Source organism: Hamadaea sp. NPDC051192 (assembly GCF_040682475.1).
In the GTDB taxonomy this organism is placed as follows: domain Bacteria; phylum Actinomycetota; class Actinomycetes; order Mycobacteriales; family Micromonosporaceae; genus Hamadaea; species Hamadaea flava.
The window spans coordinates 43,367-62,129 of sequence record NZ_JBFBAZ010000044.1; the positions used below are offsets into that span (position 1 = coordinate 43,367).

21 protein-coding genes and 1 pseudogene are annotated in these 18,763 nt (G+C 68.5%); 10 read left to right on the plus strand and 12 right to left on the minus strand.

The annotated features are described in order from the left end of the window. Positions 1–1,287: a DUF1343 domain-containing protein gene (locus tag AB0M47_RS20245; protein ID WP_363415718.1), complete on the plus strand. Its 1,287-nt coding sequence runs from the start codon at positions 1–3 to the stop codon at positions 1,285–1,287. An 81-nt stretch (positions 1,288–1,368) separates the two neighbouring features. On the opposite strand, the gene AB0M47_RS20250 is transcribed toward AB0M47_RS20245, so the two are convergent. The 3 genes from AB0M47_RS20250 to AB0M47_RS20260 form a co-directional block, all read right to left on the minus strand. Continuing rightward, the gene (locus tag AB0M47_RS20250) at positions 1,369–1,536 is read right to left on the minus strand and encodes a hypothetical protein (RefSeq protein ID WP_363415721.1); all 168 of its coding nucleotides are present in this window, start codon (positions 1,534–1,536) and stop codon (positions 1,369–1,371) included. Between the two features lie 29 nt (positions 1,537–1,565). Further along, positions 1,566–2,564 (minus strand): hypothetical protein, encoded by a 999-nt coding sequence (locus AB0M47_RS20255; protein ID WP_363415724.1) that lies wholly within the window; start codon positions 2,562–2,564, stop codon positions 1,566–1,568. 67 nt (positions 2,565–2,631) lie between these two features. Further along, a complete protein-coding gene (locus tag AB0M47_RS20260) occupies positions 2,632–3,240 on the minus strand; it encodes an XRE family transcriptional regulator (RefSeq protein WP_363415727.1) in 609 nt (202 codons plus the stop codon). 114 nt (positions 3,241–3,354) lie between these two features. Here AB0M47_RS20260 and AB0M47_RS20265 point away from each other — a divergent pair, with 114 nt between their 5' ends. Both AB0M47_RS20265 and AB0M47_RS20270 read left to right on the plus strand, forming a co-directional pair. Continuing rightward, positions 3,355–4,173, plus strand: a complete 819-nt coding sequence (locus AB0M47_RS20265; RefSeq protein WP_363415730.1) for an MBL fold metallo-hydrolase — start codon at positions 3,355–3,357, stop codon at positions 4,171–4,173. A gap of 93 nt (positions 4,174–4,266) precedes the next feature. After that, the gene (locus AB0M47_RS20270; RefSeq protein ID WP_363415732.1) at positions 4,267–4,893 is read left to right on the plus strand and encodes an acetoacetate decarboxylase family protein; all 627 of its coding nucleotides are present in this window, start codon (positions 4,267–4,269) and stop codon (positions 4,891–4,893) included. A 16-nt stretch (positions 4,894–4,909) separates the two neighbouring features. Here the strand turns inward: AB0M47_RS20270 and AB0M47_RS20275 are convergent, their stop codons facing one another. From AB0M47_RS20275 to AB0M47_RS20285, 3 genes are read right to left on the minus strand one after another with little or no spacing between them, the layout of a single operon-like run. Beyond that, positions 4,910–6,376: an NAD(P)/FAD-dependent oxidoreductase gene (locus AB0M47_RS20275; protein ID WP_363415735.1), complete on the minus strand. Its 1,467-nt coding sequence runs from the start codon at positions 6,374–6,376 to the stop codon at positions 4,910–4,912. Between the two features lie 51 nt (positions 6,377–6,427). Continuing rightward, positions 6,428–7,051, minus strand: coding sequence for a TetR/AcrR family transcriptional regulator (locus AB0M47_RS20280; RefSeq protein WP_363415738.1), 624 nt, complete (start codon positions 7,049–7,051; stop codon positions 6,428–6,430). A gap of 9 nt (positions 7,052–7,060) precedes the next feature. Continuing rightward, positions 7,061–8,788, minus strand: coding sequence for a GMC family oxidoreductase (locus AB0M47_RS20285; protein ID WP_363415740.1), 1,728 nt, complete (start codon positions 8,786–8,788; stop codon positions 7,061–7,063). 51 nt (positions 8,789–8,839) lie between these two features. On the opposite strand from AB0M47_RS20285, the gene AB0M47_RS20290 reads away from it, so the two are divergent. From AB0M47_RS20290 to AB0M47_RS20300, 3 genes are all read left to right on the plus strand, one after another. Then, on the plus strand, positions 8,840–9,628 hold the full coding sequence (locus AB0M47_RS20290; protein WP_363415743.1) for an alpha/beta hydrolase: 789 nt from the start codon (positions 8,840–8,842) through the stop codon (positions 9,626–9,628). Positions 9,629–9,644: 16 nt separating this feature from the next. Then, positions 9,645–10,817 carry an acyl-CoA dehydrogenase family protein gene (locus tag AB0M47_RS20295; protein WP_363415746.1) on the plus strand — a complete coding sequence of 391 codons (1,173 nt, stop codon included), beginning with the start codon at positions 9,645–9,647 and terminating at the stop codon, positions 10,815–10,817. A gap of 103 nt (positions 10,818–10,920) precedes the next feature. Continuing rightward, on the plus strand, positions 10,921–11,820 hold the full coding sequence (locus AB0M47_RS20300; RefSeq protein ID WP_363415749.1) for a hypothetical protein: 900 nt from the start codon (positions 10,921–10,923) through the stop codon (positions 11,818–11,820). A 92-nt stretch (positions 11,821–11,912) separates the two neighbouring features. Here the strand turns inward: AB0M47_RS20300 and AB0M47_RS20305 are convergent, their stop codons facing one another. From AB0M47_RS20305 to AB0M47_RS20320, 4 genes are all read right to left on the minus strand, one after another. After that, entirely contained in the window at positions 11,913–12,275 is a 363-nt protein-coding gene (locus tag AB0M47_RS20305) for a YciI family protein (protein WP_363415752.1), read from the minus strand. Between the two features lie 127 nt (positions 12,276–12,402). Continuing rightward, the gene (locus AB0M47_RS20310; RefSeq protein WP_363415755.1) at positions 12,403–12,792 is read right to left on the minus strand and encodes a DUF1801 domain-containing protein; all 390 of its coding nucleotides are present in this window, start codon (positions 12,790–12,792) and stop codon (positions 12,403–12,405) included. Positions 12,793–12,872: 80 nt separating this feature from the next. Continuing rightward, on the minus strand, positions 12,873–13,109 hold the full coding sequence (locus tag AB0M47_RS20315) for a hypothetical protein (protein WP_363415758.1): 237 nt from the start codon (positions 13,107–13,109) through the stop codon (positions 12,873–12,875). A gap of 327 nt (positions 13,110–13,436) precedes the next feature. After that, complete coding sequence (locus tag AB0M47_RS20320) at positions 13,437–14,093, minus strand: sigma-70 family RNA polymerase sigma factor (protein ID WP_363415760.1); 657 nt, start codon at positions 14,091–14,093, stop codon at positions 13,437–13,439. A 129-nt stretch (positions 14,094–14,222) separates the two neighbouring features. Between AB0M47_RS20320 and AB0M47_RS20325 the strand changes: the two genes are divergently transcribed. The 4 genes from AB0M47_RS20325 to AB0M47_RS20340 all read left to right on the plus strand — a co-directional run bounded on the left by AB0M47_RS20325 (position 14,223) and on the right by AB0M47_RS20340 (position 17,101). Continuing rightward, the gene (locus tag AB0M47_RS20325) at positions 14,223–14,747 is read left to right on the plus strand and encodes a hypothetical protein (protein WP_363415763.1); all 525 of its coding nucleotides are present in this window, start codon (positions 14,223–14,225) and stop codon (positions 14,745–14,747) included. Between the two features lie 169 nt (positions 14,748–14,916). Continuing rightward, positions 14,917–15,444 carry a SigE family RNA polymerase sigma factor gene (locus tag AB0M47_RS20330; RefSeq protein ID WP_363415766.1) on the plus strand — a complete coding sequence of 176 codons (528 nt, stop codon included), beginning with the start codon at positions 14,917–14,919 and terminating at the stop codon, positions 15,442–15,444. Further along, entirely contained in the window at positions 15,441–16,577 is a 1,137-nt protein-coding gene (locus AB0M47_RS20335; RefSeq protein WP_363415768.1) for a hypothetical protein, read from the plus strand. The genes AB0M47_RS20330 and AB0M47_RS20335 overlap by 4 nt, the downstream gene beginning before the upstream one ends. Before the next feature lie 110 nt (positions 16,578–16,687). Further along, complete coding sequence (locus tag AB0M47_RS20340; RefSeq protein WP_363415771.1) at positions 16,688–17,101, plus strand: PPOX class F420-dependent oxidoreductase; 414 nt, start codon at positions 16,688–16,690, stop codon at positions 17,099–17,101. A gap of 36 nt (positions 17,102–17,137) precedes the next feature. On the opposite strand, the gene AB0M47_RS20345 is transcribed toward AB0M47_RS20340, so the two are convergent. Together AB0M47_RS20345 and AB0M47_RS20350 are read right to left on the minus strand one after the other, a co-directional pair. Next, on the minus strand, positions 17,138–17,836 hold the full coding sequence (locus AB0M47_RS20345) for an alpha/beta hydrolase (RefSeq protein ID WP_363415774.1): 699 nt from the start codon (positions 17,834–17,836) through the stop codon (positions 17,138–17,140). 50 nt (positions 17,837–17,886) lie between these two features. After that, positions 17,887–18,763: pseudogene (locus AB0M47_RS20350) on the minus strand (hypothetical protein); the annotation flags it as partial.

Genomic DNA, 18,763 nt, shown 5'->3' on the forward strand with positions numbered 1-18,763 from the left:
TTGCAGCGCAGAACTCTTCTCGCCACCGGTGCCGCAGGCGCCCTGGGCGCGGCGATGACGTCGGCCGCACCAGCCGCCGCCGCACCGCCGGCCCGCCGCGTCGACACTGGACTTGACCGCCTGGTCGCGGATGACTTCGCGACCCTCGCCGGCCGGAGGGTGGGCGTGCTGTCCAACCCGACGGGCGTCGACTCCGACTACCGCCATCTCGTCGACCTCATCCACGAATCCGGCTCCGTGAGCCACCTCGCCGCGTTCGGGCCCGAGCACGGCTTCCGCGGCTCGGCTCAGGCCGGTGGCAGCGAGGGGACCGGGATCGACGCGCGTACCGGTATCACCGTGTACGACGCCTACGGCGCCTCGCAGGCCAAATGGGCGCAGATGCTCACCGCGGCCGACGTGGACACCCTCGTCTTCGACATCCAGGACGTGGGAGTCCGCTTCTACACCTACATCTGGACGATGTACACGTCGATGGTCGTGGCGGCCCGGCTCGGCCTGCGCTACGTCGTCCTCGACCGGCCCAATCCCATCGGCGGCAAGGCATACGGCCCGCTGATGACGGCGCCGTACACCTCGGGCGTCGGTCTGAAGGAGATCGTGCAGCAGCACGGCATGACCGTCGGCGAGCTCGCGCGCTACTTCAACGCCGTGTTCCTGCCAGCCGAGGCCGGACGGTCGGTCGACCTCGAGGTGGTGGCCCTGCGGCACTGGAAGCGCACGATGTTCGCCGCGGACCTGGACCTGCCCTGGGTCATGCCCAGCCCCAACATGCCCACCCCCGACACTGCCCTGGTGTACCCGGGCACCGGGCTGTTCGAAGGCGTCTCGTCCATCAGCGAGGGTCGCGGCACGACGCGCCCGTTCGAGCTGATCGGCGGCCTGGCGACCGACTTCGACTACCACTGGTCCGACCGGCTCAACGCCCGCGAACTGCCGGGCGTGCGGTTCCGGGAGGCGTACTTCGTCCCGACGATCGCCGGTCAGCATCCGCCGATGCTCAACCAGCTCTGCGCCGGCGTCGAGGTCAAGGTCGTCGACCGGGCGGCGTACGACCCGATCCGCACCGCGGTGGCGATGCTCGTGGAAGCTCGTAAGTATCCGGCATTCGCCTGGCGCTACGACTCTTACGATCCCGTGCGCCCGTACTGGGTCGACAAGCTCACCGGCTCGACCCGGCTGCGCACGATGATCGACGCGGGCGCGGACGTGGACGACGTCGTCGGCGCCTGGTCGGACGAGCTGACGGCGTTCGAGCGGCAGCGTCAGCCGTTCCTGCTCTACTGACGCGCAAGGATCGCAGCCAGGCGTCCGCTCGGCAGCACGATCGCTGATGTCTCGGCCCTCGCAGCCGAGACATCAGCGCGTTCAGGCCTCTGGGGGCTCCGGCCGCGGGGCCCGCCGGGCCGCCAGTTTCGCCTTCGCCACCGCGTACCGCTCGGCCAACTCGCGCTCCAGCTCCGCGATCCGCTGTCGGCGCTGCTCCGGGGTCAGGCCGGTCAGGCCCAGCCGGGCATCTCGCTCCTCTTGCGACACCGCAACCTCCCGCCCCTCGTCCAACACTCCTACAACCCAGGTGGTACGGGCAAGGTACGGGACCCAGGGCCAATGATGGCTTTCAAGGCGGTGGACATGTCAATGCGGGTGACGCCGCTGCGTTCCAGGGTGCGGAACCACCCCATCTCTCGCTGGACTGCCAGCAGCTGTGGTTTGCCGCCGAACGTCTCGGCACAGTTCGCGGCGAAGTCTTCGACGACGTAGAACGCCCAGGTCGCCGTGACGTGTTCGACGAGGCTTGCGGTTCCGCGGTCGAGGTCGACATCAGTGAAACTCACGCGCGGGCAGGCACGGAGCTGTGACGAGTAGTCGTCGCCCCAGAGTTCCAGGGTCCATCCCGGCCATAGCTCGGGCCAGGCGTCCGCAATGCCGTAGAGGGGACAGCCGGTGGTCCAGATGCCCGCGACTCGGCGGTCCGGATCCAAATGGATTCCGGCAGTAGGCGCTGAGAAGGTGCCCTCGACGCGGTCATCGTCGCAAAGGCTGGATAGCAGGTCGGGGCCGGCCCACCACGGGTCGACCGTGCAATCCCACAGACCATAGGCGGTCGAGGTACCGACCGTCACCAAGTATTGAGGCGCCGTCGATCCCTCCGGCCGGGCCTCGGAATAGAGCTGTTCAGGCCCGCCACGTGGAGTACGCCAGCCGGCAACGTCGCCGCCGACGTGTGCGATCAAGTCCGCGACGCCGTTGTACGCCCACCGGATCTCCCATCCCGGCCAGACGCGCGGCATGGACGCCAGATACGCGGCCCGCATCGCCCGCGAGCGGTAGATCGTGAAGACGATCAGCACCTTCGCGTCGTAGTCGACGAGCAGCCCTCCCTCGGAGCAGCGTTCGTCATTCCATTGGTCGGACGGGTCGAGCTCCTGCCAAGCGTCGAGGAATCTGCCAGTGACGTGCGGACCGAGCGCGCTGACCTCCATGATCTCGTACGCGCCGGTGTTGTGGTGCGCGATCCGGCAGTGTCCATTGCGAACCGTGACGAAGTTGGCCTGTGCCGTCATGACCGAGGACCCTAATGGATCACGCACGCCGGAGGAGCGTCGTCCTTCGGGGCTGGGGGAGAGGCCATCAGGTTCTGCGCGAGATGACCATGATGTATTCGCAAGGCGCGTTCGTTCGGTTGGCGAAGCCGTGGTCCGTGTCGGCCTGGAAGAACAGGGAGTCGCCGGTGTTCAGGGTCTCGCTGATCCCGCCGATCGCGACGGTGAGCGTGCCCTCGAGCACCACGAGCTGCTTCTCCGTGCCCGGGGGATACGCGGGCAGCAGCCCGGTGGACACCTGCGCGGGCAGGTGATGGACGACCATCTCGGCCCCTCCGGCACCCGGGGCGGCCGACACTATGTGCCGCTCGAAGCCGGTTTCCGGGTCACGGAAGACGGGGCGATCGTTCTTGCGCATCACAATGGCCACGCCAGGCGTGGCAGCGGCCGGCGCGCCGACCAGGTCCGAGAGTGAGGCACCGAGCGCGTGGGCGATCCGTGACGCGATGCCGATCGTCGGGCTCTTCTCGCCGCGTTCGACCTTGGACAGCATCGCCCGGCTGACGGACGACTGTGTGGACAGTTGCTCCAGCGTCAGGCCCGCCTCCTCGCGGCGTCGCCGGACGTTACTGCCGAACGCGCCAGCCAAGTCGTCCCCGTGCTGTGGTTCGGCCGCGTTGCCGTCTTGCTCGACCACCGTGCTCCTCGATCGTCGGGTATCTCGCTGCCCATAGTGTAAGGTTTCTTCTAAAGAAGATTCTGTCTTCTATCGGAGACGCTCTGATTATGCGTCCACCACGATGGAGGTTCCATGCGTTTGATCTCGAGTGGCCGACACCACGCCAGGTTCGAATTCGGCGATCTGCAGGTGATCTCGTTGCGGGACGGGTACATCGACATGCCGCCGACACGGCTCCGCGACGAGGACGGGCGTGCGCTCGGCGAACTGCCGGCCGCCGTCCCGCTGGTCGGCGGCAACCTGCGGCTGTCGGTGAATGCCTTCTTCGTCACCGACGGCGCGCGGTCGGTCCTCATCGACACCGGTGCGTCCGACAACTGGCACGACCCCACGATGGGACTGATCTACGACGCGCTCGAGGAGGCGGGAGTCGATCGCGCGGAGATCACCGAGGTGGCGATCACGCACAATCACGAAGACCACGTGAGCGGACTGATCGCGCCGGGCGGTTCAGAGGCGTTCCCCAAACTCGAGCGCGTGTGGATCGGTGCAAGCGATACCTCGGTGTTCACCGGGCGGCTCGAGCCGGTCCGTGATCGGGTCGTGCCGGTGTCGGAGAAGGTCGCGATCAACGACTGGGCCACTGCGATCCCGACGCCGGGCCACACGCCTGGTCACACCGTCTACGAGATGAGGAGCAGCATCGGCCGCCTTCTCGTCTGGGGCGACACCGTCCACGTTCCGACGCTCCAATTCGAGCGGCCGAACGTGACCTGGGAGTGGGACGGTGACCAGTCACAGGCGCGCGCCGCGCGAGCGACTCTTCTCCGGCAATTGACTCAACCGCACCACTTCGTGGCCGGCGCCCACCTCGACTCACCTGGCATCGCCCGCGTAACCGCGTCCGGCGACGGTTATGCGCTGGAATACCTCGCGCCACCGATCGGCTGATCGAACTGCCCTCCCTTCGCTGCGCTCGTTGTTGGCAGGCGGTCAAGAGCGGTAGAGTGCCCACCTCGGCCGAGCACAGCGGAGGGAGGCGTGATGGCGTATCCACCGCAACCGTGGTCGCTTCGCGGCCAGCTGCACGTCTCGGTGTGGTTCGTGCCGGTCGCGGATCTGCCATCGATCCCGCCGGAGGTGACTGCCGCCGTGCGGCTGGTCCGCATCGGACGGTACGCGCTGGTCGGCACCGCCTGGGTGGACTACCAGCCCGGCGGGGACATGACCTATCGCGAGCTGCTGTGCGCGGTGCTGATGCGGTCCGGGCTGCGGCCCCGCGTCACGATCACCCACATCTGGGTCGACAGCGCTGATTCGCGCGACGGCGGCCGCGAGCTGTGGGGCATACCCAAGGAACTGGCCGAATTCGAGCTGACCGCGACCGATGCCACGGCCGTCATCGACGGACAGGCGGTAGCCACGGGGACGATCCGGCGGTCGCGCCTGGCGCTGCGGCTGCCCATCGGGTTCAAGGTGACTCAGGCGCTGGCCGGGCGTGCGTTGACCACTCCGGTACGCGCCCGCGCCCGCTGCGGTCCGGCCCGCCTCACCTGGCAGATCGCGGCCGACGGCCCGCTGGGTTTCCTGGCCGGACGCCGACCGCTGCTGTCGCTGACCGCCGCCGATTTTCGAATGCTCTTCGGCTCAGACCGGCTCGCGGCCGAATAGGCGTCGGGGCTGGTGCTCAGGTTCGCGCCGGTGACGGTGATGGTGCGACCGGGGCTTGCTCCAGCGATGTGTAGTCGGCGGCGAGGAAGCGGCGGGTACGGGAGCGGTATTCGGCTGCCGAGCCGGGCCAGTTGGTGACGATCCGGCCCGTGCCGGTGCGGTACCAGCTCTCGCAGCCCGACCAGATGCTGCCGGTCAGCCGGCGCTGCATCTCCGCGTCGAACGCCGTCGCGACCTCGTCGCGTACCTCTAGTGGGCCGGACGTGTCCACTGCCCGTACCGCTTGGACGATGTAGCGCGCCTGCGCCTCATGGAAGTACACGACCGACGTGTTGCCTGTGTTGGTGTTGGGCCCGTACATCAGGAACAGGTTGGGAAACCCGGGAACCGCGATGCCGAGGTGGGCGTACGCACCCGCATGCCACTCGTCGGCCAGAGATCGCCCGTCGCGCCCGTACACCCGCAGCGACGCCAGGAACTCCGTCGCGGCGAAGCCGGTCCCGTAGACCAGCAGGTCGAGCGGATGGTCGACGCCGTCGGTGGTGCGTACGCCAGTCGCCGTCAGCCGTTCGATCCCTGCGGTGACCAGCCGCACATCGGGGCGGCGCAGGGTGCGGAACCAGTCCCCGGTGAACAGCACACGTTTGCAGCCCATCGCGTACTCGGGTCTGACCTGGGTACGCAACTGTCGTGCCTGCACGAATCGCTGCGTACGCGAGACTGCGCCCACCGCGTACCGGGCGAGCGGGTTGCCGGTGACGGCCTTGCCGGTGACGACCGTCAGCAGCCAGGTGCCCGCTCGCGATGCGCGCATCAGTCCGGGCAGCCGCCGGTTCATCGCCCGGCGTACCCGGCCGTAGCGGCGGTTGGGTTTCGGCAGTGTCCACGGAGCGGAGCGCTGGAATACGACCACGCTCGCCGCAGCATCGGCGATCGCAGGCACCAGCTGGATCGCGCTGGCCCCGGTGCCGATCACGCCGACCCGCCGCCCGGCTACCTCCACCGCCGGGCTCCATTGGGCCGTGTGCACCGCTTGCCCGTCGAAGTCGGCCGTGCCTTCGAGCCTCGGCACGATCGGTTCCGACAACTGGCCCAGGGCCGGGATGAGGACGTCGAACTCTTCGGTGCGACCGTCGGCAGCGGTGAGCCGCCAGCTCGTTCCGGTCCACACTGCGTCGGTGATCGTCTGGCCGAGCCGCAGGTGCGGCGTCAGGCCGAAGTCGCGTACGCATCGGCGCAGGTAAGCGAGGATCTCGGACTGCGGCGGGAAGCGCTGGGTCCAATCTGGATTGAGCGCGAACGAGTACGAGTACAGCGGTGCCGGGATGTCGCAGGCGCACCCGGGATAGGTGTTGTCGCGCCACACCCCGCCGACGTCGTCGGCCCGGTCGAAGACGGCCAGGTCCGTGAACCCGGCCTGGCGCAGCATGTGTGCCGCGGCGATGCCGCCGAAGCCGGCCCCGATGATGGCAACCCGTGTCACGGCCGGACCGTATCAGCTTGTTGACGGGCTGCCAATAGGGTCGGGGGCGGACTAGCGCGGGATGACCTGCTCCACTAGCGCGACCAATGTCGTGGCGAGCAGCCGGTGCGCCTGCTTGCGATCGAGGGCACCGCGCTCCAGCCACTCCCGCGCCGTCGCTTTGGCGAGCCCGCAGTACGCCCGAATCATGGCCCGCACCTCGGTCCGCGTCGACTCGGCCAGCCCGACCGCTACCAGGATGCTGTCGACGGCGACCTCGTCCGCCTCCGCCAGCACCCGCTCGACGTCGGGGTCGCGGCCGACCCCGCCGCCGTCGACCGCCGCCAGCCACGATCGGCTGTGCCGCGACACCACGTCGAGGAACCAGGCCACGCTGGCGTCCACGCGGGTCGCCAGATCGCCCTGCGGGAGCTGTTCGACCGCGACGGCCGGGATCGTCACCAGCACCCGCACCGACTCCAGGTACAGGCCCTTCTTGGTGCCGAAGTAGTGATTGATCAGGCCTCGGGCCACGCCCGCGGCGTTGCCGATGTCGGTCGTGCTGACCTCGGCGTACGGGCGCTCGCCGAACAGCCGCACCGCGCAGGCCAGGATCTGTTCGCGCCGCGCGTCGGGCTCCAGCCGGCGGCCACGCGGCATCACATCATGGGCGGTCGCGGTGTTTCTGGCAGACACAATCAGCCATTATGACGTAACGGCACCGTGGCCAGGCAGCTGAAGCCGCGCGGGAGCTGCGTCGGGCACCACCGGCGCGATCGGCGGCACCGCGCGTACAAGCTGGTAGGCATCGCCGAGCGCGGGCCTCGCGTCAGCCTCGCCCTTGTTGGGCCACATCGCCAGCGCCCGCTCCGCCAGCGCGCAGATGGTCAGCGAGGGGTTGACCCCGAGGTTGGCCGCCACCACAGCGCCGTCGACGATGTGCAGACCCGCGTGGCCGAAGACGCGATGGTACGCGTCGACGACGCCGTGTGCGGCGTCGACGCCGATGGGAGCGCCGCCGAGGAAGTGGCCGGTGACCGGCCTTCCCACGAGTTCGGTGACCGACCCGATCGGCACGCCGTCGATCTTCTCGGCGACGCGGCGGGTGACCTCGTGCGCGACGGGGATGAACAGCGGCGCGGGGTCGCCGATGCCCGGGCGGCTGGTCAGGCGCTGGCCGCCGAAGGGGCCGCGCCTGCCGCGGACCGTGATGGAGTTGTCCTTGGGTTGCATGGCCAGCAGCACGATCGTCTGCTGCGACCAGCGGCGCGGCCACAGCAGCCGGGGCCAGTCCCGCCAGCTCGCCAGGGTCCTGCCGAGACCGGCCAGCCAGCGCGGCGTCCGGCCGGTGTCGCCGACCAGCACTGCCGCCATCAGGCCGAGGAGGTTGCTGCCGGGGCCGTAGCGCACCGGCTCGATATGAGTGTCACGGTCGGGATGGAACGACGAGGTGATGGCCACGCCGTGGCTGAAGTCCCGATCGTCGCGACGGGTCCGCGGGCCGAGGATCGACTCGGAGTTGGTACGGCTCAGCTCACCGAGCCGGTCGGACAGGTGCGGCAGCGCGCCTGCGCGCTTCATGTGGTGCAGCAGCCGCTGCGTGCCGAGCGCGCCCGCCGCCATGATCACCTGCTCCGCGGTGAAGGTGCGAGACTGCTTGCGGAGTTTGCCACTGGTACGCACAGCGCGCACCGCGTAGCCGCCCGTGGGAAGCGGGGCCACCGACACCGCAGTGGTCAGCGGGTGTACCTCGGCACCGGCCTGTTCGGCGAGGTAGAGGTAGTTCTTGACGGTGGTGTTCTTGGCGCCGACCCGGCAGCCGGTCATGCACGACCCGCAGAAGGTGCAGGTCGTCCGGGCCGGCCCGACCCCGCCGAAGTACGGGTCGGGCACTGGCTGACCCGGCGCGGCTCCGAACAGGACTCCGACCGGAGTCGGCCGGAACGTGTGCCCGACGCCCATGTCGTCGGCGACGGCGCGCAGCACTTCGTCCGACGGTGTGACCACCGGATTGGTGGCGACGCCGAGCATCCGGGTGGCCTGGTCGTAGTACGGCGCAAGCTCGCGCTTCCAGTCGGTGATGCCCGCCCACTGCGGGTCGGTGAAGAACACGTCCGGTGGCTGGTAGAGGGTGTTGGCGTAGCCGAGCGATCCGCCGCCGACGCCCGCGCCCGTCATCACCAGAACGTCTGGCAGCACGGTCATCCGCAGGATGCCGTAGCAGCCGAGCGCCGGGGCGAACAGGTAGTCGCGCAGCCGCCAGGACGTCTTGGCGAAGTCGGCGTCGGCGAACCGGCGGCCGGTCTCCAGTACGCCGACGCGGTAGCCCTTCTCGGTCAACCGCAGCGCGCTGACGCTGCCGCCGAAACCCGAGCCGATGACGAGCACGTCATAGTCGAATTCGGAGTCGGTGGTCCGGCCGTCGGGGGACATGCCGAAACCGTGCCCTGTTGTTGTCGGCCTGTCAACAACTACCGTGACGTGATGCTCTCGCATCACCGTGGCGGCTCGGGTGAGCTGCTGGTCCTGATCCACGGCATCGGCGGCACCTGGCAGCTGTGGCGGCCCATCCTGCCCGCGTTGGAGTCCCGCTTCGAAGTGCTCGCCGTCGACCTGCCCGGGTTCGGCGGCTCGCCAGTCGGCGTCGGCGCGGACGTCGCGGCCTTCGCCGATGCCGTCGCCGAGCTGGCGGGCCGACCCTGCCATGTCGTCGGTAGCTCGCTGGGTGGTGGCGTCGCGCTGGAGCTGGGCAGGCGCGGCGTCGCCCAGTCGGTGACGGCGTTCGCGCCCATCGGTTTCTGGGGTTCGCTGGGACGTCGCTGGTGTCAAGCGTCGGTCGAGACGGGGCATCGCCTCGCCCGCGTGCTCGGACCGTCGCTGCCACGGCTCGCGGCGACGGCGGCGGGCCGGACCGTCCTGTTCGGACTGTTCTACGGACGGCCGAGCCGGATCGATCCGGTGACCGGACTCGACGACGCTCGCGCGCTGGCGGCGGCACCCGGTTTCGGGGCGGCCCGGGCGGCGTTCGCGCAGCACCGGTTCGGCGATCCCGCCGCGCTGGCGGGCATCCCGGTCACGATCGTGTGGGGGAGCCGGGACCTGATACTGCCGGTACGCCAGGCCGGGCGAGCCGCGGCCGCACTGCCGTCCGCGCGTCACGTACGCCTGCCTGGCTGCGGCCATCTGCCGTTCGGCGACGACCCCGACGCGTGCGTACAGCTGATCACCGAGACCGCTATTGACAATCTGCCAACAACTGGAAAAGCTGGTTGAGACTTTGGGAGGTCCCATGCCCGCAACGGTTCCAGGGCTCGGCGGCTACCAGTCTCGCTGGCGTACCCCCGATCATCACGCGCTGGCCGAGACGGTTGCCACGTTCTTCACCCGGGAGGTGATGCCTCGCGAAGAAGAGTTCGCCGCGCAGGGGCACACCGACCGGGCGCTCTACCACCACGCCGGCGCCCTCGGCCTGCTCGGCCTGTCCGTACCGGAGGAGTTCGGCGGTGGCGGCGGCGACTTCAGCCACGAGGCCGTCCTGTTCGAGCAGCAGACGTACGCCGGAGACGCCAGCCTAGGGTTGGCCGTGCACAGCGGTATCGTCACCGGTTACCTGACCGCGTACGGAACCGACGAGCAGAAACGCGCCTACCTGCCCGGGCTGTGCAGCGGGGAACTCGTCGGCGCGATCGCCATGAGCGAACCGTCCGGTGGCTCCGACCTCCAGTCGATGCGCACCTGGGCCAGGCCCGATGGCGACGCCTTGCTCGTCAACGGCGCCAAGACGTTCATCACCAACGGTCGCCTGGCCGATCTGCTTCTGCTCGCCGTCAAGACCGACCGCGACGAGGGCGCTGCCGGCATCTCGCTCCTGGTCTGCGACCTGCGCGACGACCCGCCCGGTTTCCGGCGCGGCCGCACCCTGCACAAGATCGGCCTGCAGGCCAACGACACGGCCGAACTGTTCTTCGACGACCTGCGCGTGCCCGCCGACGCCGTCCTCGGTGGCGTACCCGGCCAGGGCTTCTTCCAGATGATGCAGCAGCTGCCGCAGGAACGCCTGGTCATCGCCGTCGGCGCGGTCGCGGCGATGGAGCGCGCGCTCGCGCTCACCACCGCCTACACCAAAGAACGGCATGCGTTCGGCAAGCCGTTGTACGCCCAGCAGAACACCCGCTTCACCCTGGCCGAATGCGCCGCCCTGGTACGCACCGGACGAACCTTCCTCGACGACTGCGTCGAGCGGCACCTCGCGGGGGAGCTCGACCTGCCCACCGCCGCGATGGCCAAGTTCCACCTGACCGAGTCGCAGTGCACCGTCATCGACCGCTGTCTGCAGCTCTTCGGCGGATACGGATACATGACCGAGTACCCCATCGCCCGCATGTACGCCGACGCGCGCGCGCAAAAGATCTACGGCGGCACGAACGAGATCATGAAGGAGCTGCTCGCCCGGGCTCTCTGAAGCCCCCTGATGTAGCGAAACATTGGCATATATGCTCCCTGTTTCGATAAGGGAAACGGTGTTCCACTGAGAGGAACACCGTTTCCCTACCGGAGGAGCACACATGCTACGTCGAGCGATCCTCGTCCTGGCCATGACAGCCCTGCCTGTCATCGGACTTTCGGCACCCGCCCACGCCGCCGACTCGTCCGCCGCCGGGCCCTACGCGGTCGGCTACGTCGACCAGTCAGTCTCCGCCGCCGGCCGCTCCTTCAGCGCCCGGATCTACTACCCGGCCACCGCGGCCGGATCCGGCACCGCCGTTGCACCCGGCCGTTTCCCCGCGATCGCCTTCGGCCACGGCTTCCTGCAAAGCGTCAGCCAGTACGCCTCGACCCTGCAGCACCTCGCCTCGTGGGGCTTCGTCGTCGGGGCGCCCACCTCCCAAGGCGGCCTGTTCCCCAGCCACAGCGCCTTCGCCGACGACCTCAACGCCCAGCTCACCTGGTTCGTCGTGCAAGACACCACGACCGGTTCCCGGTTCAACGCCCACATCAACACCGCGAAACTGGGCCTGTCCGGCCACTCCATGGGCGCCGGCGCCAGCGTGCTAGCGGGATCGCGAAACCACGCCGTGACGACGGTGGCCAACCTCGCCGCCGCCGAGACCAACCCTTCGGCAGTCACCGCCGCCGCGTCCGTCACCGCCCCGATGATGCTGGTCGGCGGCTCGGCGGACACTATCGCGCCGATCTCCAGCAACGCCCGGCCCGTCTACAACGCCAAAGCGGCACCGAAGCAGCTGCGTACCATCGTCGGCGGGTTCCACTGCGGATTCATCGACGGCTCCAGCCTCTTCTGCGACAGCGGCTCGATCAGCCGTGCCACCCAGCTGCAGGTCACCCGGCGGCTGCTGACCGACTGGTTCCGCTACTACCTGGCGGGTGATTCGACGGCCTACGACGCCGTCTGGGGCACCGCGGCCCACAACGATCCGCAGGTGCAGTTCGAAGGCATCGCCTGATGATCAACACTCCGGGCTCCCCGCGGCTGGCGGGGTGCCCGGAGTCGTATCGGTATCTTGCGTCCAGGGTCGGCCCAGGGGGCGTCGCGATGTCAGCCCTGGGCTTCGCGGCGCGGCTTGAATCGGCGAACCTCCTGCGGCCAGCCGCACGCCTCGGCGATCTTGCCGGCCCACATCCTGGCAGTCGCCTCGTCGGCCACGTTCACGATGGTGAACCCGCCGAGGAACTCCTTGGTCTCGACGTAGGGGCCGTCGGAGAACAGCACCGTGCCGCTCGTCGCGTCGGCGCTGAAGACCGGGCCGTCCTCCTCCTCCAGACCCCCGGCGAAGACGTACTCCCCGGCGGCCTTGATCTCCTCGACGACCGCCCTGGACAGCGGCCCACGCCCGCGGAACCACTCCTCGGAGTGGTCGCCCACCCACTGCTGATTGAAATAGATGAGGTATTCGGGCACGTTGACTCCCTTACTCGGACGGACCCGGTGTCCGTGTTCACCTACGCTACGAACGGCGTCCGGCGAATCCGACACCCTGGCCGAGAAAATCTTCCGAGCCGTGACAGGCCAGGTCAGCGACGCTACGTCAGGCCGGCTTGTTCAATTCGACCGCCTGACGCACCATCGCCTTCACCGCGGTCGCGTCGATCGGAGAGTCCTGGCGAAAGTCGATCGCGCGGTCCGTTTTGCTCTTCAAGCGGGCGTTGAACAGCTTGTCAGGGTCCGCCAACTGAGCGCCCTTGAAGAAGGTCAGCTTCACCGCCTGCTTGAACGGCTCGATGATGCAGACGATCCCGTTGTAGGTCCACACCGGAATGCCCTCTGGCCTGGAGGGCATCTTCCATTTGACCTCTTCGACGAGGGCGGGGTCGGCCTTGTTGATCAATGAACGAAGCCGGGTGAGCGTCTCGCCTCGCCAGTCGTCGAGGCCGGCGATGATGTCGTCGATCTGCTCAGCGGCAGGCTTGTCTGCCATCCTGAATCGCTCTCCACTTCTCGTCGGCGAGGTCGAAAGCCGATCACCAGTCTATTCGGCCGGCAACGTCATTGCGGCTTTCACGCCGTGTCGGCCTGTCGCGGCGTACGCCGTCTGCCGAGGTAGGGCAGGACGAACAGGTAGAGCCCAGTGAACAATTGCACGCCCAGCGGGGGCAACGGCAGATAGAACACCCACAGCGCCGACTCGTCGTCGTAATAGCCCAGCATGATGGCAACGAAGTCGATGATGACAGTGATGGTGAAGGCGACCGAGCACCAGCGGTGAATCTGTCGTACCGTCTTGTTCTCTTGCATTGCCCCACTCCTTTCGTCCAGCGACGTGCCGTTGAGGGCACGCTAGTCACGGCCGGCCGGTGTGGGCTTCTCGAAATCTGACCGATTCGCGTCGAGCGATGGGTGGATGCGGGCGATCACCCGGCATCCACCCGTGCCCGGCATCGCTACGTTCGGGAGACCGACGGCGACGGCTGCGACGAGAACCACGCCGCACTGATGTCGACGACGCATCGGGGGCCGGGCTCCGGGGCGATGCTGATTTGGATCATCGGACCGGCAGGGCTGACGACGGGCGCGATGATGATCCGCTGTCCGGCGGGGATCAGGCTCGGCTTGACGCGTACCTTATTGGCCACGCCGTTGGTGGCGATGACCTGGACGTAGTCGGGTGCGGCGACCAGATCGGTGCTGAAACTGCCGTTCTGCCAGCTGATCGGGGTCACCCCGGCGCGTTCCGCGGCGGGGCAGGCCGTGTCGCTCTGGGGCAGGAGGACCGACGCCCGGACGCCTTTCTTCCGCAGCACCTCGTTGGCCGCCGCCGAGCGCCTCGGCCGCCGCCGCGTAGTCCAGCTGCGCCCATACGCACAGCGCCAGCACGTCGCGGTCGGTCCGCGGCAGCTGCCGCAGTACCTGGTGCACCACGGCGATACGGTGTTCGTCCGCCAGCCGGCCCACCAGATCGTCGGCGAAGTCCGCCACGGTGTGCTCATGCGGCAGCCGTGCCATCAGTGCGTGGTGACGGCGTGCTACGCGGCGTCGGCGGTGCAGGACGTGTGTGGCGACGCCGAGCAGCCAGGGCAGCAGGCTGCCCTCGCGGAGATCCACCTTCGCCCGCAGCCGCCAGGCTTCCAGGAACACCAGCGACGTGCAGTCCTCAGCCACCGACCAGTCGCCGACGAGCCGGAAACAGTGGTTGTAGACGGCGCGGGCGTGTTCCCGGAAGAGCACGGCGAAGGCGTCCGCGTCGCCGTCCCGAATCCGCTCGCGAATGTCTCTGTCCATACTGGTTCCCTGCCACCCGGCGGCTCTCGAGTTCCCGTTCTGCGACGGATAACCGCGGCGAGCCGCCGTTCACGGCATAAGTTGCTGCCTCGCCGAACGACGGGGGCGGCCGCCGTACAGGTGGACACGGTGGTCAGGAACAACTCGGGCTTCGCCGGCGCGTACGCGACATGCACCGTCCAAGCCTCGTACCACCAACGAGCCGAGCAGGTGCAGCCGGTGAAGCGGAAGTTCGCCCGGTACCGGCCGATCTGGCCGGGCCGCAGGGTGAACAGGCGGTCGCGTCGCCGCGATCCGGGGGTACGCGTCCGCGCCCGGCAACCGATCCACCCTCATCCCGTCGCCGGACGGCGAGAGATGCAGTCCGCCTCCCGCGCCCGCCTGAGCGCTGACGATTGTCCGGCAGACCGGCTGATAGTCGGCGTCGTCGTCGGCCAGTACCTCATGGACGAGGAACTGGTCTCCAGTAGCCGACGACGGAAGCGGGTAGACGTCGGCGACCTGACGACGCCGGTCAGCCCGCCCCGCGCCTCGCGCGTCGGCACCCCACCGGACGACGACTCGCTGAACCACGATCACCGCGCATATTCTGCCGGGCGGCTCGCGGTGTGCGTACCGGTTAAGCGCGGACGGAGTGGGCGACCGGACCAGTAGCCAGCAACGCGGCGCGTCGGCGAGAACTGATGACGCGGCCGGTCATCGCACAGAACCTGATGCTGCCGTCTCGCGTCTTCGGGGGCATGACAGGGCAACTTTCACACCAAGGAACGGACCGGTGACGCCGGGCCAGTTGGCCCCGCCGGTGAACCAGAGGAGAGGAGCGGTGTTGGCGCGGGCAGGTCGGCGTGGCGCCGAAGAGGAGTTCGCGGAGTTCGTGGAGGCCAACCACAGCCGGCTGCTACACCTCGCCGACCTGCTGATCGGCGACCGTGCTCGCGCGGAGGATCTCCTCCAGACCGTCCTGATCCGCACCTACCTGCGCTGGTCGAAGGTCCGGCAGGACAACCCGATCGGGTACGTCCGGGCCGCGCTGAGCAACGCCCGTACCGACTGGTGGCGCCGAGGGGGTGGACGGGAGCGGCCAACGGAGAAGCTCCCCGAATCCGTGGTGCCCGACGTGGCCGCCTGGGTCGTCGACCGCGATGCCGTCCAACGGTCGCTTGCCGCCCTTACCGCGCGCGAACGCGCCGTCGTGGTTCTGCGCTACTTCGAGGCGCTCAGCGAGAGCGAGATCGCCCAGACGCTCGGTATCGCGCCGGGCACGGTCAAGAGCACAAGCGCCCGAGCCCTGGGCAAGCTGCGGATCTCGCCGGAGCTGAGCACACCGACACCGATGGGAGAACAAGAATGAAGACCACTGACGATCTGCGGGCAGCGCTCAGCTACGCGTCGCCTTCCTCCACTCCGGACACCATCGGGATGATCGCCAAGGGCCGGCGTATCCGAGCCGCCAGACGAGCCGTGGCTGGATTCGCGGCAGTCACCGTAGCCGCAGCTGTTGGATTGTTCACGGCGTTGCAACCGGGCAGCGGCCCGGATCAGCCCGTGCCTCCGGTCGCCGGTGGGGCGCCCAACCCCGTTCTCGTCGCCGCGTACTCGTCGATGGCCACCGAGGCCCCGGTAAAGTTCGATCCGCTGCGCCGCACGCTGAACGTCGGCTGGATTCCGGCCGGTCTCGGCGCTCAGTACGCCGAGATCACACCGTGGGAGCAGACCTTCGGCGGCCATGACGCCGCCTACGTCAACGGCGGTCCGGACATCGGCCTCGTCGTGACCGTGCTGGCGAGGAAACGGCCCGTTACCGACTTCTCCGATGGCGCGCTCGGCCTGCCGCGCTTCGCGGTGGCCAAGCCCACCGAGCCGGTCAACGGCGCCGCCGCCGAGTGCCTCACCGACCCGAAGGTTCCTGGCTCCTGCCCGGCGATCCGATGGCAATACGCACCGGACGCCTGGGCTCGGGTGTCCTATGCGGGCAGTGCGGGTGCCACCCCGGCGCAGGCGGCGGCGGTGGCGCGCCGAGTCGCGGAGTCGGTGACGCTGACGAAGGACCAAACGGTGCGTATGCCGTTCACGCTCAGCGGGAAGCTGGCAGGCATGACGGTGACCCGTACGAGCACCCAGATCTACAGCACAGCTGGAAACCATGGCGAAGCATGGTCGGCCACCGTCCAACTCGCACCGGCCGGAACGGTGGTCAAGCCAACCGACGACCTTCTCCAGGTCGGCCTGTTCGTGGATGTCATGCTCGTCCCCGGCGACCCGTCGGGCCGGATCAAGGATCGCGACGGGCAGCCCAACACGACCGTCAACGGACACCCGGCGTGGCGGGCGGCCGACGGAACGGCCGTCATCGTCTTTGGCGCCAGCGGTACGCGTTCCGCAGTGGGGTACCCCGACGGTCATGGCGACGCGACGGCCGCGTACGCCGATGTCGCCCTGCTGGCCCATCCCGCCGACCCTTCCGCCTGGCAGCCGCTGAAATAGCGTCCGAGCAGTGACCCCATCGCCGTCACCTCTGCTGGCGGCGGTGGGGTCACCGACTGCTCACAGGCGGCCGCGCCCGGTGGGGTCCGAAGCGGACTACGCTGGGCCGCGTGACGATCAAGCTGAGCGACGAGGCGCGACGGCTGTTCAACCAGCCGGTCTTCGCGATCCTGAGTACGGTCGGACCGAGCGGCGCGCCGCAGTCCAGCGTGATCTGGGTGCGTACGGACGGCGACGACGTGCTGTTCTCGACGATCCGGGGCCGGCTGAAGGCGCGCAACATGGAGCGGAATCCGCAGATCAGCCTGTGCGCGTACGACCCGGGCGATCCGTACTTCTACGTCGAGATCCGGGGCACGGTGTCGATGGTGGAGGAGGGTGGTGTCGAGTTGATCGACGAGCTGTCGCGGGCATACGACGGCGTGCCGTGGAAGGTGCGCCCGGACGAGACGCGGGTCGTATGCCGCGTGACGCCGACGAAAATCATCGAGCACCAGACGACCCAGAGTAAGAAGACGCACTAGTAGATCACCGTGGTGAACGGTAGTGACGGGCGCCCGTTACGAAGCGGTGCAGGCATTCGTGACGGTCTCAGTCCACACCTCGGGATGGGTGAACCAGAAGTCATGCGGTACGCCTGGCACGGTGGAGAACCTCCCGCGCGGAACGAGCGCGGCAAGTTGCGCTAGGGGCCACGGCGGGCGGATGTCGTCCCCGGCGGCGACGAAATGCATCGGTACCCCGCAGTCCGCGAGGCCGCGCCACAGATCGGGTCGATGTATCCATTCGGTGAAAGAGTCGATGAGGGCTGCGTGCACGTCAGGCACCCAGTCGATGTCGACGGGAAGTTCTGTGGCCTTACCGGCTTCGTACGCCGCGGACCAGGTGCGGTCGCGCTGGGGACCCGTACCGGCGATGCCGACCACCGCAGTCACCGCCTGCGGAGGTTCGACCGCGTAGCGCACACCGAGTTCACAACCCCAGGAGTGCCCTACCACGATCCAGCTGGCGACACCGACCGCCGCACGGATGCCTTCGAGGTCCGCGATTGCTTCTTCCATCGTGTGCGGGCCGCCGCCCGAGCGGCCGACGCCGCGCGGTTCGGGATACCAAGCGCGGTAGCCCAACGGCGAGATCTCGTCATGTTCGAGGTACTGCACGCAACCAGGTCCACCGGTCAGGACGACGATGTCAGGCCCGTGGCCCGTCACACCCACGTGCAACGCGGCATCTCTTACCTGGACCAGTCGCGACTCCACGTCCGCGAATCGCTACCAACAACGAAGGACGGCAGGTGGTCCTCCCAACCTCAGCCTGTACGAGGCTCATCTTCACGATCTTGTCGCGCACGCCGCGAACAGTTGGCGGCACGCCGCAACTCGACAACGCGGGCGCTGATCTCGACGGCGAGTTCAGCTGGATCGTGTCCGCTGTCCAGGACCAGTACCTGCTCAGTACCGGGGTTCGTCGTGACGCGCGAGAGCTGCTCCCGCGCGGGCTGCCGGCTCAGGAACACGGTGAGGTCTGGCCTGGGCTTCGCTTGAAGCGGTGTCCAGCCATCGGGCACCGGCACCCCGGCGGCGGCCGTGCCGGATCCTGGCGGTGGCAGGGCTAGACCGGCGATAGCGACAACGCCTCGCGCCATCGCCGCCCGCATCATGCGCGTATCGGCTGGCGACCCGGCAAGCAGTACCGGTAGGCCCAGCTGCCGCAGCCGTGCGGCAAGCGCACCGTAATGGGCGGTCGCCATCAGCGGATCTAGTCCGTAGATCACGACGTACAGTCCTGCCGGTGCGTCCGGCGACCTCCTGCGCAGCACGGCCCACAGGTCGCGCAGCAGCGGCACACCCGGCCGGTCGTCCATCTGCCGAAAGGCCGCCATCCCCAGCCCGACACCAGAGAGGCCCGCAACAGCCAGCAGCGCCCGTGCGGTGGAGAGTTCGACCCCCACCGGCCCGATCCGGAAGTGCCGTGACGAACCGACACCGACCAGAACACCCGAAGCCGAGATCGCCACGATCAGGCACACCCGCACGGCGGTCTGCAGGAACGCGAACACCCGCCCACGCAGACGGTCGGGCACTTCATTACCTAGTGGCTCAGCAGGAAACGTTGGCCAGGTAATCGGGTGAGCGGATCTTGGATTTGGTGGCGAAGTCGCGTTTCGGTTCGGCATGACTGTTGCG

Coding starts and splice junctions, on each gene's coding strand:
- AB0M47_RS20290 (WP_363415743.1), top strand. CDS start 8,840: ATGCTCTCGCATCACCGTGGCGGCTCGGGTGAGCTGCTGGTCCTGATC.
- AB0M47_RS20315 (WP_363415758.1), bottom strand. CDS start 13,109: ATGCAAGAGAACAAGACGGTACGACAGATTCACCGCTGGTGCTCGGTC.
- AB0M47_RS20285 (WP_363415740.1), bottom strand. CDS start 8,788: ATGTCCCCCGACGGCCGGACCACCGACTCCGAATTCGACTATGACGTG.
- AB0M47_RS20320 (WP_363415760.1), bottom strand. CDS start 14,093: ATGGACAGAGACATTCGCGAGCGGATTCGGGACGGCGACGCGGACGCC.
- AB0M47_RS20300 (WP_363415749.1), top strand. CDS start 10,921: ATGCTACGTCGAGCGATCCTCGTCCTGGCCATGACAGCCCTGCCTGTC.
- AB0M47_RS20255 (WP_363415724.1), bottom strand. CDS start 2,564: ATGACGGCACAGGCCAACTTCGTCACGGTTCGCAATGGACACTGCCGG.
- AB0M47_RS20310 (WP_363415755.1), bottom strand. CDS start 12,792: ATGGCAGACAAGCCTGCCGCTGAGCAGATCGACGACATCATCGCCGGC.
- AB0M47_RS20335 (WP_363415768.1), top strand. CDS start 15,441: ATGAAGACCACTGACGATCTGCGGGCAGCGCTCAGCTACGCGTCGCCT.
- AB0M47_RS20295 (WP_363415746.1), top strand. CDS start 9,645: ATGCCCGCAACGGTTCCAGGGCTCGGCGGCTACCAGTCTCGCTGGCGT.
- AB0M47_RS20270 (WP_363415732.1), top strand. CDS start 4,267: ATGGCGTATCCACCGCAACCGTGGTCGCTTCGCGGCCAGCTGCACGTC.
- AB0M47_RS20265 (WP_363415730.1), top strand. CDS start 3,355: ATGCGTTTGATCTCGAGTGGCCGACACCACGCCAGGTTCGAATTCGGC.